The following is a 16507-nucleotide window of genomic DNA, read 5'->3' as shown; positions in this document are numbered from 1 at the left end:
GCAGGGTATGAGCGATACCGCACTCAACCCGGGCATCCAGCAGATCTTCGACGATTTCGAACTCCTCGAAGAATGGGAGGACCGTTATCGCTACGTGATAGATCTCGGCCGCGACCTGCCTGCCTTCCCCGATTCGGCCCGCACGCCGCAGAACAAGGTCCAGGGCTGCGTCAGCCAGGTCTGGCTCGAGACCACGCGCGGCGACGGACCTGACCCTGTCATGCGCTTCATCGGCGATTCGGACGCGCATATCGTGCGCGGCCTCGTCGCGATCATGCTGGCGCTATTCTCCGGCCGCCGGGCGAGCGAGATCGCGCGCATCGACGCCGAGGCCGTCCTGAAGCGTCTCGGGCTCGACGAGCACCTGACGCCGCAGCGCGCCAACGGCCTGCGCTCGATGGTGGCGCGCATCCGCCGCGACGCCGCCACTGCCGCCGCCTGATCAGCCGCCGATCGACGGCCGATAGTCTTCGCTGCCCCATGACAGGATCTGCCAGCGCTTGTTCCCCGTCGCCGCCGGCTGGTAGTGCCGCGACAGCGCGCCCAAGGCTGCCTTGAGCAGCACCTTGGCGGAACGGACCGGCCAGCCGCGTTCGGCCTCCACCGTCTCCAGTCCCTTCAGGAAGCAGCACACGTCGATCAGCACGCCGGAGAGTTCCGGGCCGACCTCCTCGATCGCGCGCTCAACCCGCTCCCTGGCGGCGATCGCGCCGTCGGACAGGTCGGCGGCCGAGCCCGCGCGGCGGCCGGTGGAGATCGGTTGCTCCCAATTGGCGCCAAGCCGCGGCAGCATCTGCGCCCGCGTATAGTCCGCGCGCAGCCGCTCGCCCGCGTCGAATTCCTGCTTGCTGAGGAAGGCGTCGCCGTTCCGGGTCCTGCGCCGCACCAATTGCCTGAGCGGCGATTCCGCCAGGTTGACCAGAGCGGTCGCGCGGCCTTGCGGCGTCTCGACCTCGTCGAGCGCCAGGTCTAGCCGCCGCGCCTGGAACGGATCGGAACCACGTGCCCCGCGCAGCAGCGCCTTGCCCAGCACCGACAGCACCAGCCGGTCTTGTTGGCGCCGGACGAGCGCCTTGCGGGCGAGCGTGCGCAGAACCGCGGAATCGGTCCGGTGATGTCCGCCCGCCGCATCCGCGAGAACGACGCTCTCCGGCCCATCGCCCGCCGCGACGTGGCACTTTCCGTCGGCGATGGCACACAGCGCCAGCCATCCTGCGGTCTGGTCGTTCGACATATCAGTATTCCCCATCACGGTTGCGAAGTGCGGCGCGCGCCACGCGCTCGGTCATGGCGACGATCCGGTCAAACTCCATGTCCTCACGCATGTCCTCGACCAGATGGCACGCATGCAGCACCGTCGTCCGGTCGCGGCCAAATCCCCTGCCCACCTCGTTCATCGACAGGCCCAGGACGACATGGGCGACATACATGGCGATCTGGCGAACCCGGGCGACCGAATGCGAGGAGCGGCCGGGATGACGCAGATCGCGGCCGCTCACGTTGAAGAGCGCGGCGGCGATATCGATCATGCATTCGCAGAGTTCGATGTTCCGCTCGATGTGGCGGACGGAGCGGATCACCGGGAACCGCGGCGGCCGTGGCTCCGGTGCATCGCTCGGGTCGCTGAACAAGGCCTGTGTCGTCGCCACTCCGTCCCTCCGTCCACAATAGGAATTTCTTCTTATAGCGACGGGGTCCGAGGGTGTGAACAGAAATAGGAAACTTTTCCTAATTATATACGTGACAAAGCATGGTGTCCGGTTTATGATTCGTTCTGCGTGACAGGCCGGAAGCTGTGGAAAAAGAAAAGGCGTCAAGCGGGTTGGAAATTTAGTCAGACTGATTCACAGTGCACAGCGGTGGGGGCGGAGGGGGTTGAACCCTCTAGACCCAAGGTCGGAAGCCCGGACTAGCTACCAAGCCGCCCCCACTTACGACTGCCTCGCGATGGATCGGGGCAGAAGGCACCAGCAGCAATGCCGGGTGCGCCAGTCAGAGAGCCTTGTGAGGCGGGTGTGTGCGCCTTGGACAGTGAGCACACCCCCTCCATCGCCCTGACGAATCAGAATTTATGGGAAAGCCACGGTGGAGCGCGAGTCCAAAAGGCCAGTTTCCCCCAGCCGCGCGCGTGATGTCGGGGATAACTCGACGCCCGACGCCGACGAGCAATCGTTCAACGAGACGCTAAAGCGGATGTTGAAGACACCGCCCGAGCCGAAAAAGGGGAAGCGCGAGGCCGAAGCCCCGCGCCCCCGATCAGGTGAAGAGGGCGATCAGAACGGCAAGAGCCCGAAGGCACGCCGCTAGATCAACGTTCACAGTCACGATGAGTCGAGGTTGTTCCTGCTTGCGCATGGGAGTTCCCTCGGCCTCGCTGCGCAGCTCGACCGGTTAGGGTTTCGCTGTTAGCGCCGCATGAACGGATAAGCCGCCGTTGATGCGATTACCGGCCCACATTCGGCGTTGGCCTTCCGCCTCCTGTAGATCCCAAGGCTCTCCAAGGTTGCCGATTAGGGTGTTGCGGGTTGAGCGCAGTCCTTCTCGACATCGGCATTGGGACCGCAGGGATCGATCCAGGGTGTCCGACTGAGCAGTCGGGGCTTTCGCGAGCTGCGGTGCAATGCCGAATGTGGACCTGGAATATTCACGAGTCGAGTCCGGGGAGAATTCAGTGCCGTGAAGCTTGTGAATTTTGTTGCGCCTTGGCCTCTGCTTTTCGCAGGGTTGGCCGCAATCCTTCAGACATTTTGGGCGTTAGCGCGAATGACTGGACGATGCCGTTTGTGCCTCGAAAGGAGACAACAACTTTGCCGCTGCCGACTGGAGCGTCTGCGGCAACCGCTACCACATCCGACGCTCGAAGTGAGAGATGGCCAGCGCTGGCTCGTTTTTGATTTTGAGCATGGCGAATGAGTTCGACCGCACGGACAGCAAAGTTTTCTAAGGAGTCAGGGTCGAATTGAAGCGTCACGGGTGCACCTGACGTTTCAAATTCAAGTTCGACCAAGCTTCCATCTTCCAAGAGCGAGGCCCTTGGCATTTTCTGGACTGAAAGTTTCATTTTGACTTCCTCCTGATCTGGAGGAGCTTACGCGCTTTTTGCTTAGGCGTAATCGGCTTCACTAATCCGCCGATAGGTGAGGCGTCGACCTTCAATTCGTGCAAGCAATTGGTCGTGGCGTTCGGCGTCCGTGATCTTCAGCGCGGCGCGTCGATTGTAACGGAAATCGAACTCGGCAAGGTAGCGATGCAGGTGGGCTTCACCGCAGTGCTGGTAGACGCCGATCATGCCGCGCTTGAACACTGAGAACACGCTTTCAATCGTATTGGAGTGAACCACAACGTCGCCCTCGCGGCGAGCGTATTCACCGGCTGCATGGTTAGTGGTGCGGTGCTTGGCATATTCCTCGCCAGTGCGGGTGTAGAGGCGGGACGAGTCGGTATAGAGGGTGGAGGCGCGGTCGACGTTACGGACCAGAACCTCGCGGACGGTTTCCTTGGTCGCGTCGTTCAAGTGGAACATGCGGGCCTTGCCGCCGCGCTCCACAAGGCCGACCACGATACGCTTCTGATTGCCGCCCGCCTTGCCCGACTTGGTGTAGGGACGGCCCTTGCGAGCGGGTGAAGGCTTACGGGGCGTCTCACGCTTTCCGATGTAGGTCTCGTCGGCCTCAACGGTCTTGCCTTCGCCGCCAATGGGACCGGCGGACGAAACGTCTTCCTTCATGGCTTCACGGATGCGGTGAGCCATGAACCACGCGGTCTTATAGGTGACACCCAACATGCGGTGGAGCTGGTGCGCGGACATGCCCTTCTTGGAGGAGGCCATAAGGAAGGTTGCCAGCAGCCACTTGTTCAGCGGGATCTTGGAACGCTCGAAAACGGTTCCAACGGTGACGGTAAACTGCTCGCGGCATTCCATGCAGTTGTAGAGGCCGGGGCGGTGCGCCTTGCCCTTCATGGCGGTGATGCGGTCGGCGCGGGCGTTGCCGCAGTGCGGGCAGTTCGGGCCATGCGGCCAACGCTGCGCTTCCAGGTGGACGCGGGCTGCGTCGGCGTCCTGAAAGATTGGGGAGTCGAGTTTCATGGGTTTCTTCCCGCGCGCCGTTATCGGGCTTTCTGTGAAATTAGGTGGTCCAGCATCAGCTTCATTCCGGGAAGCTGGTCCGCGGCAATTTGCACCCGAACTTGTTGGCCTTTGGCTGTCTCTAGAAACAGTTGAACGGTGTTCTGATCCGAAATCATGGCGGAGTCGAACCGAACAAACCGAGGGGTCACGTAAGGACCGGGGTCGCCCAACTGGATTTCGATAGCTTGCTTGCGCTGGCGGTCAGCCTTGGCCTGCAACTCTTCAACAATCTGTCGCTCGGTCTTGTTGGTCATTGCTGTTCCCCCTGTTGTCGCTATCTAGCGCCATCAAGCTTGCTTTGTCAAGTATATAATTGGGAAACTTTTCCCTTATCTGATTTTCCGTTCCTTGATTCAATTGAGGAATCCGGCGTCTACACGTCATCTGCTCGATGAATCTATCCGCACCCTCTCCCCCTCGGTGGACTCTCTGGTCGACAGCCATGGAGCGACCAGATGAATGAGTTTGCGTGCGAAGCCCGCCGGTTCCTGTAGCGCGCAAAATCAAACGGCGCGGCGCGCAACTTCAAATGGCACCGCTAGGCAGTTCCCGGAAGGTCAGCCAACCACTGAAGATCTTGACGCCAATCAGCGACCTCGATGGCGTCCATGAACGGCGACATATGATATGCGGTGACAGAGAGGCTCGACATTGCATCAAGAAGGTCGATGAGCTGGAGTAGTCGACGTCGCGTGAAGGGCGTCCTTAGCACGAGAGTTCCTGCTTCAAGCTCCAACTTGTGCTTTTCCTTGACCCGCCTCATCTGGCGCGAAGCGGCAACCAAGTCCCTGTAGTCATCGCCAATGAACCACTCTGACCTCACCAGATGCCAACCTGGGTGGCCATCCTTGAAAAAATGAACCTCGTTTGCGAGGCGAGTGCGCAAGACCGTAGCGGTGAGCTGAACCAGTATCGCAAATTGGTCGCTAGCAGCTCTGCGCTGCTCCCTCTCGAGCTGTTTGGTAAGGATCTCCGTCTGCTGTCCTACGTAGTCAGCATTTGCCTTTGCCGCACTTGCTTGCACGGCGATCTCGGCGCGCGTTTCGACCGCTACCTGCCGCGTCAATTCGAGCTCCTTCTTCTGCAGCCTCAATTCCTGCGATTGAACCATCACCGCGACCATCAGCCAAAGGAAGGCGAGCGGAGCAAAGGCGCCCGCCAGTAGATCACCGAATTCGTTGAGACTGAGAGCCTGGCCCCGCGTCACCCACGCCGACCAGCCCCAGCCAGTCCATGGCGACCAGATTGAGACCGCCAACAGAAGTGCATAGAGCGCCGTGGCGATAAAGCCGAAGGTCACCCATCCCGACCGGCGATCGGAATCCTCCCCCGCTTCAACTGTCATTCAACGCCCCTGAAATCTTCCCGGTCGACAAGACGTGGGCGGTAGTGCTGGTGCTCCTCGTCGTGCGCCTGCTGGACAGCCATCTCGATCAGATAAGCCAGAAACCAGCGCTCGTCCCGCAGGGCGTCTTCCAGCGCTCTCAAGAGCAATTCTCGTGTAGTCATGATGAGCATCCCCCAACCCTCATCATTCGGAGCTGTCATGTTAGACTGTCGCCGCGACCACGAAAAGCCCAACGTTCGGCCTAGTCCCGGCGCGGGCACCCGCCGCTCCAATGCCAGCTAAGACGCTCAGCTCAGTGGTAGGACGCCAGCCCGAGCTCTGTCCGAGGAAGGTTTCCCTAGCCCGCCCCGTAGAGCATCCGAGGCCGCTCCCGGCTGACGGGCGTTCCGTCCGTCAACGGACCGTGAAGCCGGTACGTGAGCTGGCCCTTCCTCTTGCAGGCTGCGCACGTCAGACGACGCGTCAGGTTGTCGTGCAGGTAGCGGATATCGCGACCAAAACCCTCGGCGATGCCCTCAAGGTCCAGCCAGCCGTGTCGGCCGCACCAGCACAGATAGTGCAGCGAGTAGCCGCCATCGACGAGATCGCCTATGGTTTCCAGCCGGGTTGAGGACATGGGAACAGAAATGGAGCGCCGCCCGAGGAGCGTCAAGCCGGCGGCGACATGCCCATAGCGTAGGCGTGAGGAGGTCAGTTCATGTGCGGTCGGGTTCACATCAAGCATACGCTGCGCGAGCTGGTTGCGCAGTTCGGCTTCGCCAATTCGGCCGAGGTCGAGGGGCTCGGCAATTCCCTGCCCAGGTGGAACGGCGCGCCGCGCCAGAAATACCCGATCATCGTCGCCGCCGACGCCGCCAACGGCGAAAGCGGCTTCATCGCGGCACAGTGGGGCCTCATCCCCCGCTGGATCAAGGAGGCCAGCGGCGGACCGCAGCCGATCAACGCCAAGTGCGAGACGGTAAAAACCAACGGCCTCTTCCGCGCCGCCTACCAGGCCCGCCGAGCCCTGATGCCGATCGACGGCTTCTTCGAGTGGAAGGACATCCTTGGCACCGGCAAGAACAAACAGCCCTACGCGATCGCGATGCGTTCGGGCGAGCCGTTTGCCCTGGCGGCGCTTTGGGAGGAATGGATGCACCCCGAGACAGGTGAGGTCATCCGCACCTTCACCGTCATCACCTGCCCGCCGAACGAGATGGTCGCCGAGATCCATGACCGCATGCCGGTCATCATCGCCCCGGCGGACTATCACCGCTGGATGTTCGGCGAGGACCCGGCAGACCTCATGCGGCCTTTCCCCGCCGAACTGATGACCATGTGGAAGATCGGCCGCGCGGTCGGGTCGCCGAAAAACAACACCCCGGACATCCTTGATCCGCTTCCGCCGGATCTCATCTAGGAGCGCCGCAATGCCCTGGTATGGCCGTCTACTGCTCGCTTTGGCATTCATCTCGCGCTTCGGGTCCATGATCGGCCACGTGGCGCTGACCTTCGGCTGGATCCGCTGACGGCCGGCGCACCTCATTGCGCGGGTCCGCTGATGATCAGCTCCTTGGCCGCAACTGGCTTGCCTTCGGCCACCGAGTAGAGCAGTTCCGCCCCGTCCGCCTGGAAGCCCGCGAAGACCTCTCGGACCTCCGGTCGGTCGTTGATCGACAGGATGAAACGCCCTTTGATCCCGCGTAGCACCTCGGCCAGGAGCGCGAACTGCGCCCGGTCGAACAACGTCTTCCCATAATCGCCCTCCGAACCCCAATAGGGTGGATCGAGATAGAAAAGCGTGCCCGGCCGGTCATAGCGGCGGATGAACTCCTGCCAGTCCAGGCATTCGATCACCACGCCGGCCAGCCGCTCGTGCACGTCTTCGAGTACCGGTACCAGCCGCGTTAGGTTGAAGCCGCCGCTTGAGCGAGGATCGACGCCGAAATTCTGCCCGGCCACCTTGCCGCCGAAGGCGGTCCGCTGGAGATAGAGGAATCGGCCGGCGCGCTCGAGATCGGTCAGCGTGGTCGGGTCTGAGGCCTTGAGCCGCTCGAACTCCTTCCGCCCGGAGATCTGGAAACGCAGGGTCTCGATGAACTGCGGATAGTGACGCTGCAGGATACGGAAGAGGTTCGCCACCTCGCCGTTTCGGTCGTTGATCACTTCGGCCGGCGGCCGGCGATCGCGGCGGAAGAAGACGCCTCCCATGCCGACGAACGGCTCCGCATAGGTCCGGTGGGACACCGCCGCGATGCGGCGCGCGAGCTCGGCCGCGAGGCGGCGCTTACCGCCGATATAGGGCGCCGGCGGGTGGGTCGATGAAACAGGTGTGAATTCGCTTTCAACAGGCATTCAAGGGTGTCCAGGAATCGGTCACGCTCGCTTCGCCCACGGTCCTCCGTGGGCAGCGGGTGCGACAGGTATGTTCCCTGGCTGTCGGGCGGGTTCTTGCTTGGCGGCGGTCCCGCTGCCCGGAGCAAACTCCGGGCCATCCGTGGTCAGGAATCGAACGTAGTTGCGTCGGCAGCCTCCCTCGTGAGGGCCAGGAGTTCGGCCTCTCGCGCAGAGAGCTTGTCGGTGACGGTCGCGAGATCGGCCTTCGCGGCGTCCAGATCGCGCAAGGCCGCGGCGTTGAGCCCGGCGACCAGCCGCTCGACGGGCCAGCCGGCCTCGGCGGCCTGCGTCGGCGTCAGCGGTCCGATCGTGCGGCGGCTCGGCGGCAACGCCGGGTCGAACGGGTTCGGCGCCTGCTGCCCGATCGTCACCTGGAACTCGCTCGGCATCTCGCTGCCGGGTCCGCTCGGCGGTCTCCCGCGATAGAGAAACTCCTCGATCCATTCTTCCATGAGACTCTCCTTGGTTAGGCGACGGCAGTCACGTTGGTGCCGGCGATCTTCCATGCGGTTCCGTTGTCGACGACGAGGCCGCCGCTCCCGGCGCCCGCGCCCTCCTGAGTGCCTGCGCCGTTGAACACACGGCAGTTCGAGGCGAACGCCATGCGCCCGACGGTTCCGGGCGTCGGCAGCGCGGCGACGGTGTAGGAGCGCAGCCGGAACAGCCGGTTGGTGTCGATGACCACGTTCGCGGCGCCGCCCATCGTCACGGCGACCGCGCCGTCGAGGTTCATCTCAGTCGTGGTCAGGGTCAGGAGGTCCAGCGTTGCTGCCGCGGCGCCGACCGCAGTCAGGCCAACCGAGAGCTTGGTGCCCTGGGCGGAGTCGGTCCAGGTCTCTGCGGCGGCGATATTGAGGAACCCACGCGGGTTTGCTGAGTAGCCGGTGGCTCCGCGGCCAAACGCATGGAACGAGAGGATATTGTCATTGAGGACCAGTGCTGATGGCGCCGCCGCTGTCCCGCGTGCCTTGCGGCCCGTGATGATGTTTCCCCCCGCGCCCGAAAGGTAATTGTCGAACAGAAAGCGGGTCTGCGCGCCCTCGTTTGCCATGTGAATGGCGGTTCCAGAGACGGGCGCTTGCGGTGTGAACGCAGCGGTGACGAAGCTGTAAACGCCGATGCCCGTGCCCCCGGAGTCCGGCAGGGCGCCGGTCGTCGTCGCGCTGATCTTCGCCCATGCCGCGCCGGTCCAGTAGACCAGCACGTCCTCGTCGTCGACCCAGCCGACCCAACCTTCCCGCGGGAGGAAGAACTGCCAGGCTCCGTCCTGCCAGGCGGCGATCTTTCCCGCCTGCCCGGCCCATGCGCCGGTAGGCGCCCCCGCCACGATGTAGCGGTCACCGTCCGAAGGCGCGCCGGGCGGCGCCGTGAGGTCTCGGTCCCTGACGGACAGTTGCACCAGCGCGTCGAGCTTGCGCAGCGCCGTATTGTGCGTGACGTGCTTCTGCGCCTGCTCGGCGGCGATGTAGGGCAGCTGCAGCTGCGGCGAGTTCGTCATATCGATCGATCCCTATTCGAATTCCCAGACCCAGATCATGCCCGACGCGCCCGCGCCGCCGGCCCGTCCCGTCGCGTTGTCGGCCACGACGCCGCCCCCGCCGCCGTCGGCGCGCGCAAATCCGGCCTGGCCGGCGGTGTTGCCAGCGAATCCGTTGCCGCCGCCGCCCAGCCAGGCAGCCGCCGCGCCGCGACCCGCGATGCCGTTCTGGTAGTCGAGGCGAATGCCCGGTGCGCCGGGCGAACCGGTTACGTTGAAATCGCCGTCGGACGCGGTGCCGCCCGATCCGCCGGCGACGATCTGCGCCCAGTTGCCGCTGGTCTGGCCGGTGCCGCCGATGCCGCCCGTCGCGGACAGGTGCGTGCCGAAGCTCGTCGTGCCGCCCGTGCCGCCAGTGCCGCCGGACGAACTGCCGGCAGTGCCGCCGGCGCCGATCGTCACCGTGACGCTCGCGATCGCCGTCACGTCGATCAGCTTCCAGCCGAATCCGCCGGCCCCGCCGCCGGCGCCGCAAGCGCCGTTCGCCGTCCCTCCCTGGGCTCCGCCCCCGCCGCCACCGCCGCCCCAGGCGAAAACGAGGATCCTCTTGATGCCGGACGATCGGGTCCAGGTGCCGCTGGCGATGAACGTCTGCTGCGAGCGGAACAGGCCCGCAGCCAGGTTTCCCTCGGTCTTGATCCGGCTGCCGGCGACATACAGGCCCGAGGCGTCGCCCGTCAGCGGGGTCGACGCGTGCAGGGAGAGCTGCGGCAGGTTCAGCGTGCCCGTCATCGTGTCGCCGGCCTTGTTGACGGGCGTGTAGCCGAGCCGGGCGGCTATGTTGGTGTAGTAGCCGCCGTCCTGCCCGTCGAGCAGGTCGGCGTCGAGGCCCGAGCCGGCCCCGTCATTGCCCTGATGCCAGGTCTTGAATCCCCAGACATAGAGATCGTCGCCGTCCCCCGACAGGCGGGTCTCGCCGAGATCGACTAGGGGCACCTCCAACGCCCCGCTCATCGATCCGCCGGAGAGCGCCAGCTTCGCGTCCAGCGCCCCTTGCAGGCCGGCGATGTCGGCGATCGCGTGGCCGTGCACGGCCGAGGCATAGCCGGCCGCCTCCTGCAGCGGCCGGTATTTCGAGCCGTCCCAGAAGACGAGTGCACCCGTCTCGCTCTCGTAGCCGAGCCAGCTTGTCTTCAGGGCGGTGACGGCCATCAGGGATACTCCGCCATCGCGCCACGGCCGATCGTGGCGCTCATCTGGTAGACGCGGAACCTGATCGAGGTGAGCGGCGCCCCGTGGTCGGCGGTCTGGTCCGCGACCGTGTAGAGCCATGCCGGCGCGCCAAGGCCGCTGACCGTGCGCACGACGCTGGCGCCGGCCGTATCGAGGATCTCGACCTCATAGGTCTCGCTCTCCTCGCCGAGCGGCACCTCGACCTGTTCCCAGCCGTCGCCGCCGATGCGGGTGCGCCTCGTCCAGCCGATCTGGATGTCGCCGTCCGTCTCCCACGACGCACCGAGATGGACAGGCGACAGCGGGCGCAGGCCGACAGCGGCGAAGGTCTTGGTAGCCCCCTCGTAGAGTGCGTCGGTCGAGGCCTTTCCGGCCGGTCCCCAGCGCCAGTAGTTCGGTTGCAGCGCCAGTGCCGCCGGCAAGCCGGTCGCGGTAACTGCCACGTCGAGCACGACGAAAGCAGCACCGATCGGCACCTCGTCCACCATGTCGGCGTCGGATCCGCGCTGCCCGCGCAGGAGCCCGGTCAGCCGATATCTGCGTGTCGCGATCAGCTCCGCCGTCCGCCACTGCAGGATTTCCCATCGGTCCGACCCGGTATGCACCGCCCCAGTGTTCGCGCCGGAAAGCACGTCGATCTCCGTGGCAGAGGCGAGCGTCACGCCGGCGGCCACGTCGACCACCAAATCGTTGCCCTCGTCCCAGATCCAGAGCGGACCGCGGTAGAATGCCTGCGCCAGCTTGCCCATGTCCGCCCGATCGGAGATCTCGGTGTCGAGGCCTAGCGATGCGCCTTCGGCGGCAGCGCGAAATAGGCTGACCGACTGCCAGGGCGAAGACCAGGCCGCGACGCGCGGCGCATGCGCGGTCGCCGCCTCGGCATCGCGCAGCAGCGGAATGTCGAGGAAGCGGAACACAGGCGGCGGGGTCGCCTTAGGCCGGGTCAGCGCCCGCGGCGTTTCCGGTCCGTCGTCCTGGTCGTAGACCGAGGCGTCTTCGCGGGTGCCTGAGGCGGTCCGCGCCCGGTCGAGCCCGACGACGCCAAGCTTGAGGTTCACCTTCCGCGCTCCGCCGCCCGCGGGGACCGTCAGTGCGACGGCGTCGCCGGCATCGAGGGCGAGCGCGCTCGGCGGCAAGGTGAACTCTGCCCTCTCTCGTGCCGCGTGCGCCTCGAACAGGAGCGTGTCGGCAATCGCGCCCGCCCGGCCTTCGGAGAAGGCGATCGCCGCCCCTTCCTGCTCGATCGACCTGGACGCGCCCGCCAGCCGGCGAGAACGGACGGCCGCTTGCCGGTAGTCCGCCTCGGGAAGGTAGAAGCTGAAGTCCACGCCGCGCGGCAACTCGCTTTCCTGCGCGCGCGTCAGGGCGAAGTCGCCATTGTCGCGCACCACGAGATCGGCGCGCGCGAAACTCGCGGCCGGGGTCTCGCCGCGATGCCGGAAGCGCAGGGTCTCCCCTGATTCATAGGCGTCGAAGAAGTAAGTGCGCGCCAGCGGTTCGAGCGCGCTGCGCGCCGTCATCACCTGGTCGAGCTGGTAGCCGGAGACCAGGCCCGCCAAGCGGCCCGTGTCGAGTTCGACGCCGTAGCCGCCGCCGATGTCGGCGACGACATCCCTGAGACTGACGGCGCCGAGACGGCCCGACAGCCAGTGGCCGAGCCGCCAGTTCGCCGCATCGGCCCAGAGACTGGCGAATTGGGGGAATTCTGGCCAGGGCCGTGCATCCCAGGTCCACAGGTGGATATGGTCGACGTCGACCATCCTGCCGTCATATTCGCCGGAAGCGGGATTGTTCGCGTCGTCGCTCCAGTACGACAACACCGCCTCCAGATAGGCACGCTGCATCCGGTCGTCGCGACGGCCGCGCGAATAGTACGGCAGATGGCTTTCCGAGGACTTCGGGTCGACGAAGACGTTGGGCTGGTTGGCGCCCTTGTCGACGGCCGGACAGCCGAGCTCGGTGAAGACGATCGGCTTGGACTGCGGAGCCCATGCGGTCGGGCTGCCGGCTTCCACGCCGGCCGGCCGGTCATGGTGTGCTTCGCTCCACCAGGCCCGGAAGTCCTTCTGGCGAAACACCCAGTGCTTGCCTTCCGCGCCGTCCACGATCGGCGTCCGGTCCTGTGCGTCACGGGCCGTCTGGTCGGTATAGTACCAGTCGAAATACTCGCCCCCTTCCACGTTCGACCTGAGATAGTCGAGGTCGTAGATAGAGGCCGCGCCGGCGGTCTTGTCGAGATGGACGGGGTCGTCGCGCCAGTCGGCGAGCGGCAGATAATTGTCGATGCCGATGAAGTCGATCTCGTCGTCCGACCACAGCGGATCGAGATTGAAGAAGACGTCGCCCGAGCCGTCGGCGGGCCGGTGGCTGTGATATTCGCTCCAGTCGGCCGCGTAACCGATGAGAGTGTCCTCGCCGAGAAGTTCCCGGACCTCGGCCGCCAGGTCGATCAGTTGGGCGACGGCCGGATAGCTTGACGACGATGACCGGACCGAGGTGAGCCCGACCATTTCCGAGCCGATCAGGAAGCGATCGATGACAAGCGGATCGCCGCCGAACAATCCTCCGCTCGCCGCCGCGATCGCCGCCAGGTGCAGGATGTGCCGCCGGAACGACCATTCGTCGGGGCCGGAATAGGTGACGCATTTCTGCGCCGCATTCCAGCCGAAGTCGGCGGCCGACGCCGTGCCGAAGAAGGCGGCAACCTGATCGGCCGCCGCGGACGTCTTGTCCGCCGTGCCGGGCTCGCCGGGCGCGGGATGGCAGGTGATGCGGCCGCGCCACGGAAAGGCCGCCTGCTCATCGCCGCCATAAGGATCCGGCAGCTCGTTGCCTGCCGGGATGTCCATCAGCATGAACGGATAGAGCGTCACCTCGAAACCGCGCCCTTTCAGCTCGACGATCGCCTCGTAGACGCTGCGGTCCGAGGGCGCCCCCCCGGCCGCCGGGCTCCCGCCATACTGGCTGACGACCAGGGCCGTGCCGCGCGTCACGTCCGCGACGCGCCATTCGAACGGCTTGGTGTTTCGGCCGGTAGCCTCGACCTTCGGCCGGATCTCGCATTCGCCGCAGCGCAGGTCCGTGCCGTGCCAGGCCACCACGAGGGCCACCGCCTGGACGGCCGGGGCCTCCGCCTGCAGGCGGTCGAGCGAGATGACCAGGTCCGTCGCGGCGTTCGACGCCGTCTGGTTCTCGCCGATCGCGTCGTCGAGTTCGGTGTCCACCTCCGACAGGAACACCGGCGTCGTTGCATAGCCGAATTCGGTCGTGCCCGGGATGAGAGTGACGGCACGCATCATGTCTTCGAGTGCTGCGCCCTCGGCGGGCCTGCGGATCACCTCGACCGTGATCTGCGGCGCCCGGTTGCCGAACTTCTCCAGCGGCATATCCTCGAAGACGAGATAGGCGGTGCCGCGGAAGGCCGGCGTCCGGTCCTCGCCCTCGATCTCGGCGATCAGCGGATCCGGCTCCTGGTCCTCGGTGCCGAGATGAACGCGGTGGTTGTAGTCGTCGAGCCGGATGACCTTGCCGTCCGCCCAGACTCGTCCCACGCCCGCGATTTCGCCCTCGCACAGGCCCACGGCCATCGAGACGGAATAGAGATACTCGGTCGTCTTGACGCGCGGCCCGCCCTTGCCGCCGGAGGTCGTCGTCTTCTTCTCCTCCTTGTAGCGGGTCGCCCAGATCACTTGTGTCGAGATCCGCATGCGCCCCCACACGCGCGGCACCGGTGCGCCCTCGGTCGATGCCGAGAAGGTGAGGTCCGACAACCGCGGCCCCTCCCGCTTGATGGTCGGCGAGAACAGCATCTGGTCGACGACGCGGCCGGCGATGGTGCCCAGCGCGCCGAGCAGCGAGCCGCCGATCCACTTGCCGACGAGGCCGAAGACGAGCGTTGCCATCAGTTCGCCCCCGGGAAGTCGAAGGCGGCGGCGATCCTGCGCCGCCAGCCGGCCGGCAGCGCGATCTCGTGGACGCGGCGCCTGTCATAGGCATGGATCATTCGGCCGGGCGCCGACAGGATGCCGCAGTGCTTGGCAGGAAGGCCTGGCCGCCAGCGGAAGAGCAGAACCGATCCCGCGGCAGCTTCGGCGAGCGGGATCTCGGCGAGGTTGCGCCGCGCGGCCGACAGCAGGTCTTCCCGGCCGCCGATCTCGGCCCAGTCCGCGGTATAGACCGGCGGCAGCTCCGGCTCGCTGCCATAGAGGTCGCGCCAGACGCCGCGCACCAGCCCGAGGCAGTCGCACCCCGCCATCCAGGCCGACTGGCCGTGCACATAGGGCGTGTCGATCCAGCGCCGCGCCGCGGCGACGATAAGGTCACGTCGCAAAGAGGCCTCCATCGCGCAGCCGGCTGCCGCCGTCATTGCCGTCGTCCCGGTTGGGATAGGACATGATCCAGTCGTTGCCTGGCATGTGCGGGTAGCCGCGGAAGTTGACGACGTTGTCGAACTTGGCGGCGCAGGTGGCGATCGTCTTGTCGCAGCCGGCCTCGATCGCGAAGCCGTCTCCGGCCTCGATATCGAACGGCATTTCCTCCGAGAGCTCGATCGCGCGCGCGCCGGAGAGCGTCAGATGCCGCTTGACCTCGACGATCAGCCCCTCATTCGCCCCGCTTGTCCAAGTCAGCTTGCCGCGCCGGCACCAATCGGCGGCAAAGGAACCCAGTCCGGCCGTCGTGAACGCATTCCTGGACGAGCTCGACGCCACCGAGCCCGTGTCGGAATAGGCCGGCGCGCCAAGGTCGACGCCGCAGCGGCTGTCGCCCAGGTCTGCGTCGCAGGTGGCGCCGTAGATCCGGCCGGTCGGCTGGTTGAGGGCATGCGCCAGGCTGCGCAGCTCGGTGTGGTGTGCGACCGGCCCGCGCTCGATCTCGCCGAGCGTGCCGGAGAGGACAACGACGCGATCGGAAACGTCGCTCCAGTCGACCCGCCACACGGTCACCGCCGCGCCGTCCCAGCGCTTTGCCGCCAGATCGTCCTCGGTGATCGCGTCCGAGGACAGCGCGCCGTCCACCTCCATCGTGTCGACGGCGAGGCCGATGGATGCCGACACGTCGGAGCCGGTGAACCCGGTGCCGGGTTCGAAATCGACGCCTTCGAACGCCAAAGCGCGGTCGTGGTCGGTGAAGCCGAACACCGCGCCGTCGCGCCGAGTCACACGAAAGCAGGTGCACAACGTCGTGACGCCGGAGGCCACCGACGCGGCAAGGCCGGACGGAAGCGTTTTCATTCCCTCAGCTCCTTCAGGAAGATCGACGGAATGTCGCCGATCGCGGCAGAGCGCAGCGAGATCTGGTCGAGCTTGCAGTCGAACCGCACCGGCACATGGAACTGGCCGCCCCATGTCAGCACGGCCTCGTCGGCCGGGGGATCGTCGAACGTCACGGTGCCGGTCGTGACGTCGAGCGACCAGCCCGAGACCATCGGCGCCCCGTCGACCGCGATCAGCAGCGTGCCGTAGGGCCGGGTGATGCGCCTGTCGAAATACTCGCCCGCGAAGCCGTAGCGCTTGACGAGCTGGAAGACAGTGGTCGCACCGTCGCCGATGCCCAGCGCCTGGTCCGTGGCCGTCGGCTGCTGGTTCGGCGCGCCGGAGCGATAATCGGTCCAGTCGCGGAAGCGGAATCCGCGCAAGCGGCCGAGCGCCACGTGATAGAGCGACAGGACCTCGTAGAGCTCCGCCGGCGTGCGCACGCCGAAGCGCGCATCGTACGTCCTCAACGGCGCCGACCAGGACGTATTGCGCTCCTCGCGGCCCGAGGCGAGCTCGACGATCTCGGCCGGCCAGTCAGGACCGCCAGGCGAGCCTAGGCTGACATGGAGCGGAAAGATCGCGTCGTCCATGAAGGCGGTTGTCATGATTTGTCCTCACGCGCGAGCGGGCCTTCGGGCCTGCGCTCCGGACGAGGCGGCCGACGACGGCCGGGCCGCGCTTGCGGCCTG

19 protein-coding genes are annotated in these 16507 nt (G+C 65.8%); 3 read left to right on the top strand and 16 right to left on the bottom strand.

What is annotated here, in order from left to right:
- Positions 1-7: 7 nt before the first annotated feature.
- Complete coding sequence (locus B9Z03_RS13510; RefSeq protein ID WP_085464677.1) at positions 8-442, top strand: SufE family protein; 435 nt, start codon at positions 8-10, stop codon at positions 440-442.
- Here the strand turns inward: B9Z03_RS13510 and B9Z03_RS13505 are convergent, their stop codons facing one another.
- Positions 443-1234 carry a DUF6456 domain-containing protein gene (locus B9Z03_RS13505; protein WP_085464676.1) on the bottom strand — a complete coding sequence of 264 codons (792 nt, stop codon included), beginning with the start codon at positions 1232-1234 and terminating at the stop codon, positions 443-445.
- A gap of 1 nt (position 1235) precedes the next feature.
- Positions 1236-1649, bottom strand: coding sequence for a helix-turn-helix domain-containing protein (locus B9Z03_RS13500; protein WP_432416997.1), 414 nt, complete (start codon positions 1647-1649; stop codon positions 1236-1238).
- Between the two features lie 436 nt (positions 1650-2085).
- On the opposite strand from B9Z03_RS13500, the gene B9Z03_RS29415 reads away from it, so the two are divergent.
- Entirely contained in the window at positions 2086-2307 is a 222-nt protein-coding gene (locus B9Z03_RS29415) for a hypothetical protein (RefSeq protein ID WP_139832267.1), read from the top strand.
- A gap of 361 nt (positions 2308-2668) precedes the next feature.
- On the opposite strand, the gene B9Z03_RS29410 is transcribed toward B9Z03_RS29415, so the two are convergent.
- The 6 genes from B9Z03_RS29410 to B9Z03_RS13480 all read right to left on the bottom strand — a co-directional run bounded on the left by B9Z03_RS29410 (position 2669) and on the right by B9Z03_RS13480 (position 6201).
- Positions 2669-3061 carry a hypothetical protein gene (locus B9Z03_RS29410; protein ID WP_139832266.1) on the bottom strand — a complete coding sequence of 131 codons (393 nt, stop codon included), beginning with the start codon at positions 3059-3061 and terminating at the stop codon, positions 2669-2671.
- Positions 3062-3103: 42 nt separating this feature from the next.
- Positions 3104-4087: an IS1595 family transposase gene (locus B9Z03_RS13495; RefSeq protein ID WP_085464675.1), complete on the bottom strand. Its 984-nt coding sequence runs from the start codon at positions 4085-4087 to the stop codon at positions 3104-3106.
- Between the two features lie 20 nt (positions 4088-4107).
- Entirely contained in the window at positions 4108-4383 is a 276-nt protein-coding gene (locus tag B9Z03_RS13490; protein ID WP_085464674.1) for a hypothetical protein, read from the bottom strand.
- A 284-nt stretch (positions 4384-4667) separates the two neighbouring features.
- Positions 4668-5474: a hypothetical protein gene (locus tag B9Z03_RS13485; protein ID WP_085464673.1), complete on the bottom strand. Its 807-nt coding sequence runs from the start codon at positions 5472-5474 to the stop codon at positions 4668-4670.
- The gene (locus tag B9Z03_RS29845; RefSeq protein ID WP_176247518.1) at positions 5471-5638 is read right to left on the bottom strand and encodes a hypothetical protein; all 168 of its coding nucleotides are present in this window, start codon (positions 5636-5638) and stop codon (positions 5471-5473) included. The genes B9Z03_RS13485 and B9Z03_RS29845 overlap by 4 nt, the downstream gene beginning before the upstream one ends.
- A gap of 176 nt (positions 5639-5814) precedes the next feature.
- Entirely contained in the window at positions 5815-6201 is a 387-nt protein-coding gene (locus tag B9Z03_RS13480; RefSeq protein ID WP_139832265.1) for a hypothetical protein, read from the bottom strand.
- Between B9Z03_RS13480 and B9Z03_RS13475 the strand changes: the two genes are divergently transcribed.
- Entirely contained in the window at positions 6175-6876 is a 702-nt protein-coding gene (locus B9Z03_RS13475) for an SOS response-associated peptidase (RefSeq protein WP_085464671.1), read from the top strand. The two genes, B9Z03_RS13480 and B9Z03_RS13475, sit on opposite strands and share 27 nt — an antisense overlap.
- Before the next feature lie 122 nt (positions 6877-6998).
- On the opposite strand, the gene B9Z03_RS13470 is transcribed toward B9Z03_RS13475, so the two are convergent.
- From B9Z03_RS13470 to B9Z03_RS13435, 8 genes are all read right to left on the bottom strand, one after another.
- Positions 6999-7811, bottom strand: a complete 813-nt coding sequence (locus B9Z03_RS13470; RefSeq protein WP_085464670.1) for a DNA adenine methylase — start codon at positions 7809-7811, stop codon at positions 6999-7001.
- A gap of 146 nt (positions 7812-7957) precedes the next feature.
- Positions 7958-8305, bottom strand: a complete 348-nt coding sequence (locus B9Z03_RS13465) for a hypothetical protein (protein ID WP_085464669.1) — start codon at positions 8303-8305, stop codon at positions 7958-7960.
- Between the two features lie 14 nt (positions 8306-8319).
- Positions 8320-9351, bottom strand: coding sequence for a DUF2793 domain-containing protein (locus B9Z03_RS13460; RefSeq protein WP_085464668.1), 1032 nt, complete (start codon positions 9349-9351; stop codon positions 8320-8322).
- A gap of 12 nt (positions 9352-9363) precedes the next feature.
- Complete coding sequence (locus B9Z03_RS13455) at positions 9364-10542, bottom strand: glycine-rich domain-containing protein (RefSeq protein ID WP_085464667.1); 1179 nt, start codon at positions 10540-10542, stop codon at positions 9364-9366.
- A complete protein-coding gene (locus B9Z03_RS13450; protein ID WP_085464666.1) occupies positions 10542-14465 on the bottom strand; it encodes a baseplate multidomain protein megatron in 3924 nt (1307 codons plus the stop codon). The genes B9Z03_RS13455 and B9Z03_RS13450 overlap by 1 nt, the downstream gene beginning before the upstream one ends.
- Positions 14465-14905, bottom strand: coding sequence for an NlpC/P60 family protein (locus B9Z03_RS13445; protein WP_085467650.1), 441 nt, complete (start codon positions 14903-14905; stop codon positions 14465-14467). Before B9Z03_RS13445 ends, B9Z03_RS13450 begins: the two co-directional genes overlap by 1 nt.
- Positions 14883-15794 (bottom strand): DUF2163 domain-containing protein, encoded by a 912-nt coding sequence (locus tag B9Z03_RS13440; RefSeq protein ID WP_085464665.1) that lies wholly within the window; start codon positions 15792-15794, stop codon positions 14883-14885. Before B9Z03_RS13440 ends, B9Z03_RS13445 begins: the two co-directional genes overlap by 23 nt.
- Positions 15791-16423 (bottom strand): DUF2460 domain-containing protein, encoded by a 633-nt coding sequence (locus tag B9Z03_RS13435; RefSeq protein WP_085464664.1) that lies wholly within the window; start codon positions 16421-16423, stop codon positions 15791-15793. Before B9Z03_RS13435 ends, B9Z03_RS13440 begins: the two co-directional genes overlap by 4 nt.
- Positions 16424-16507: the final 84 nt, after the last annotated feature.

Source organism: Mesorhizobium australicum (assembly GCF_900177325.1).
GTDB lineage: Bacteria > Pseudomonadota > Alphaproteobacteria > Rhizobiales > Rhizobiaceae > Mesorhizobium_A > Mesorhizobium_A australicum_A.
Note: the sequence above shows the minus strand (reverse complement) of the source record. Positions and strands in the feature narration are given on the sequence as shown.

Coding starts and splice junctions, on each gene's coding strand:
- B9Z03_RS13440 (WP_085464665.1), bottom strand. CDS start 15,794: ATGAAAACGCTTCCGTCCGGCCTTGCCGCGTCGGTGGCCTCCGGCGTC.
- B9Z03_RS13480 (WP_139832265.1), bottom strand. CDS start 6,201: ATGCTTGATGTGAACCCGACCGCACATGAACTGACCTCCTCACGCCTA.
- B9Z03_RS13510 (WP_085464677.1), top strand. CDS start 8: ATGAGCGATACCGCACTCAACCCGGGCATCCAGCAGATCTTCGACGAT.
- B9Z03_RS13505 (WP_085464676.1), bottom strand. CDS start 1,234: ATGTCGAACGACCAGACCGCAGGATGGCTGGCGCTGTGTGCCATCGCC.
- B9Z03_RS13450 (WP_085464666.1), bottom strand. CDS start 14,465: ATGGCAACGCTCGTCTTCGGCCTCGTCGGCAAGTGGATCGGCGGCTCG.
- B9Z03_RS13455 (WP_085464667.1), bottom strand. CDS start 10,542: ATGGCCGTCACCGCCCTGAAGACAAGCTGGCTCGGCTACGAGAGCGAG.
- B9Z03_RS13485 (WP_085464673.1), bottom strand. CDS start 5,474: ATGACAGTTGAAGCGGGGGAGGATTCCGATCGCCGGTCGGGATGGGTG.
- B9Z03_RS29845 (WP_176247518.1), bottom strand. CDS start 5,638: ATGACTACACGAGAATTGCTCTTGAGAGCGCTGGAAGACGCCCTGCGG.
- B9Z03_RS29410 (WP_139832266.1), bottom strand. CDS start 3,061: ATGAAACTTTCAGTCCAGAAAATGCCAAGGGCCTCGCTCTTGGAAGAT.
- B9Z03_RS13465 (WP_085464669.1), bottom strand. CDS start 8,305: ATGGAAGAATGGATCGAGGAGTTTCTCTATCGCGGGAGACCGCCGAGC.
- B9Z03_RS13435 (WP_085464664.1), bottom strand. CDS start 16,423: ATGACAACCGCCTTCATGGACGACGCGATCTTTCCGCTCCATGTCAGC.
- B9Z03_RS13460 (WP_085464668.1), bottom strand. CDS start 9,351: ATGACGAACTCGCCGCAGCTGCAGCTGCCCTACATCGCCGCCGAGCAG.
- B9Z03_RS13495 (WP_085464675.1), bottom strand. CDS start 4,087: ATGAAACTCGACTCCCCAATCTTTCAGGACGCCGACGCAGCCCGCGTC.
- B9Z03_RS13445 (WP_085467650.1), bottom strand. CDS start 14,905: ATGGAGGCCTCTTTGCGACGTGACCTTATCGTCGCCGCGGCGCGGCGC.
- B9Z03_RS13475 (WP_085464671.1), top strand. CDS start 6,175: ATGTGCGGTCGGGTTCACATCAAGCATACGCTGCGCGAGCTGGTTGCG.
- B9Z03_RS13470 (WP_085464670.1), bottom strand. CDS start 7,811: ATGCCTGTTGAAAGCGAATTCACACCTGTTTCATCGACCCACCCGCCG.
- B9Z03_RS13490 (WP_085464674.1), bottom strand. CDS start 4,383: ATGACCAACAAGACCGAGCGACAGATTGTTGAAGAGTTGCAGGCCAAG.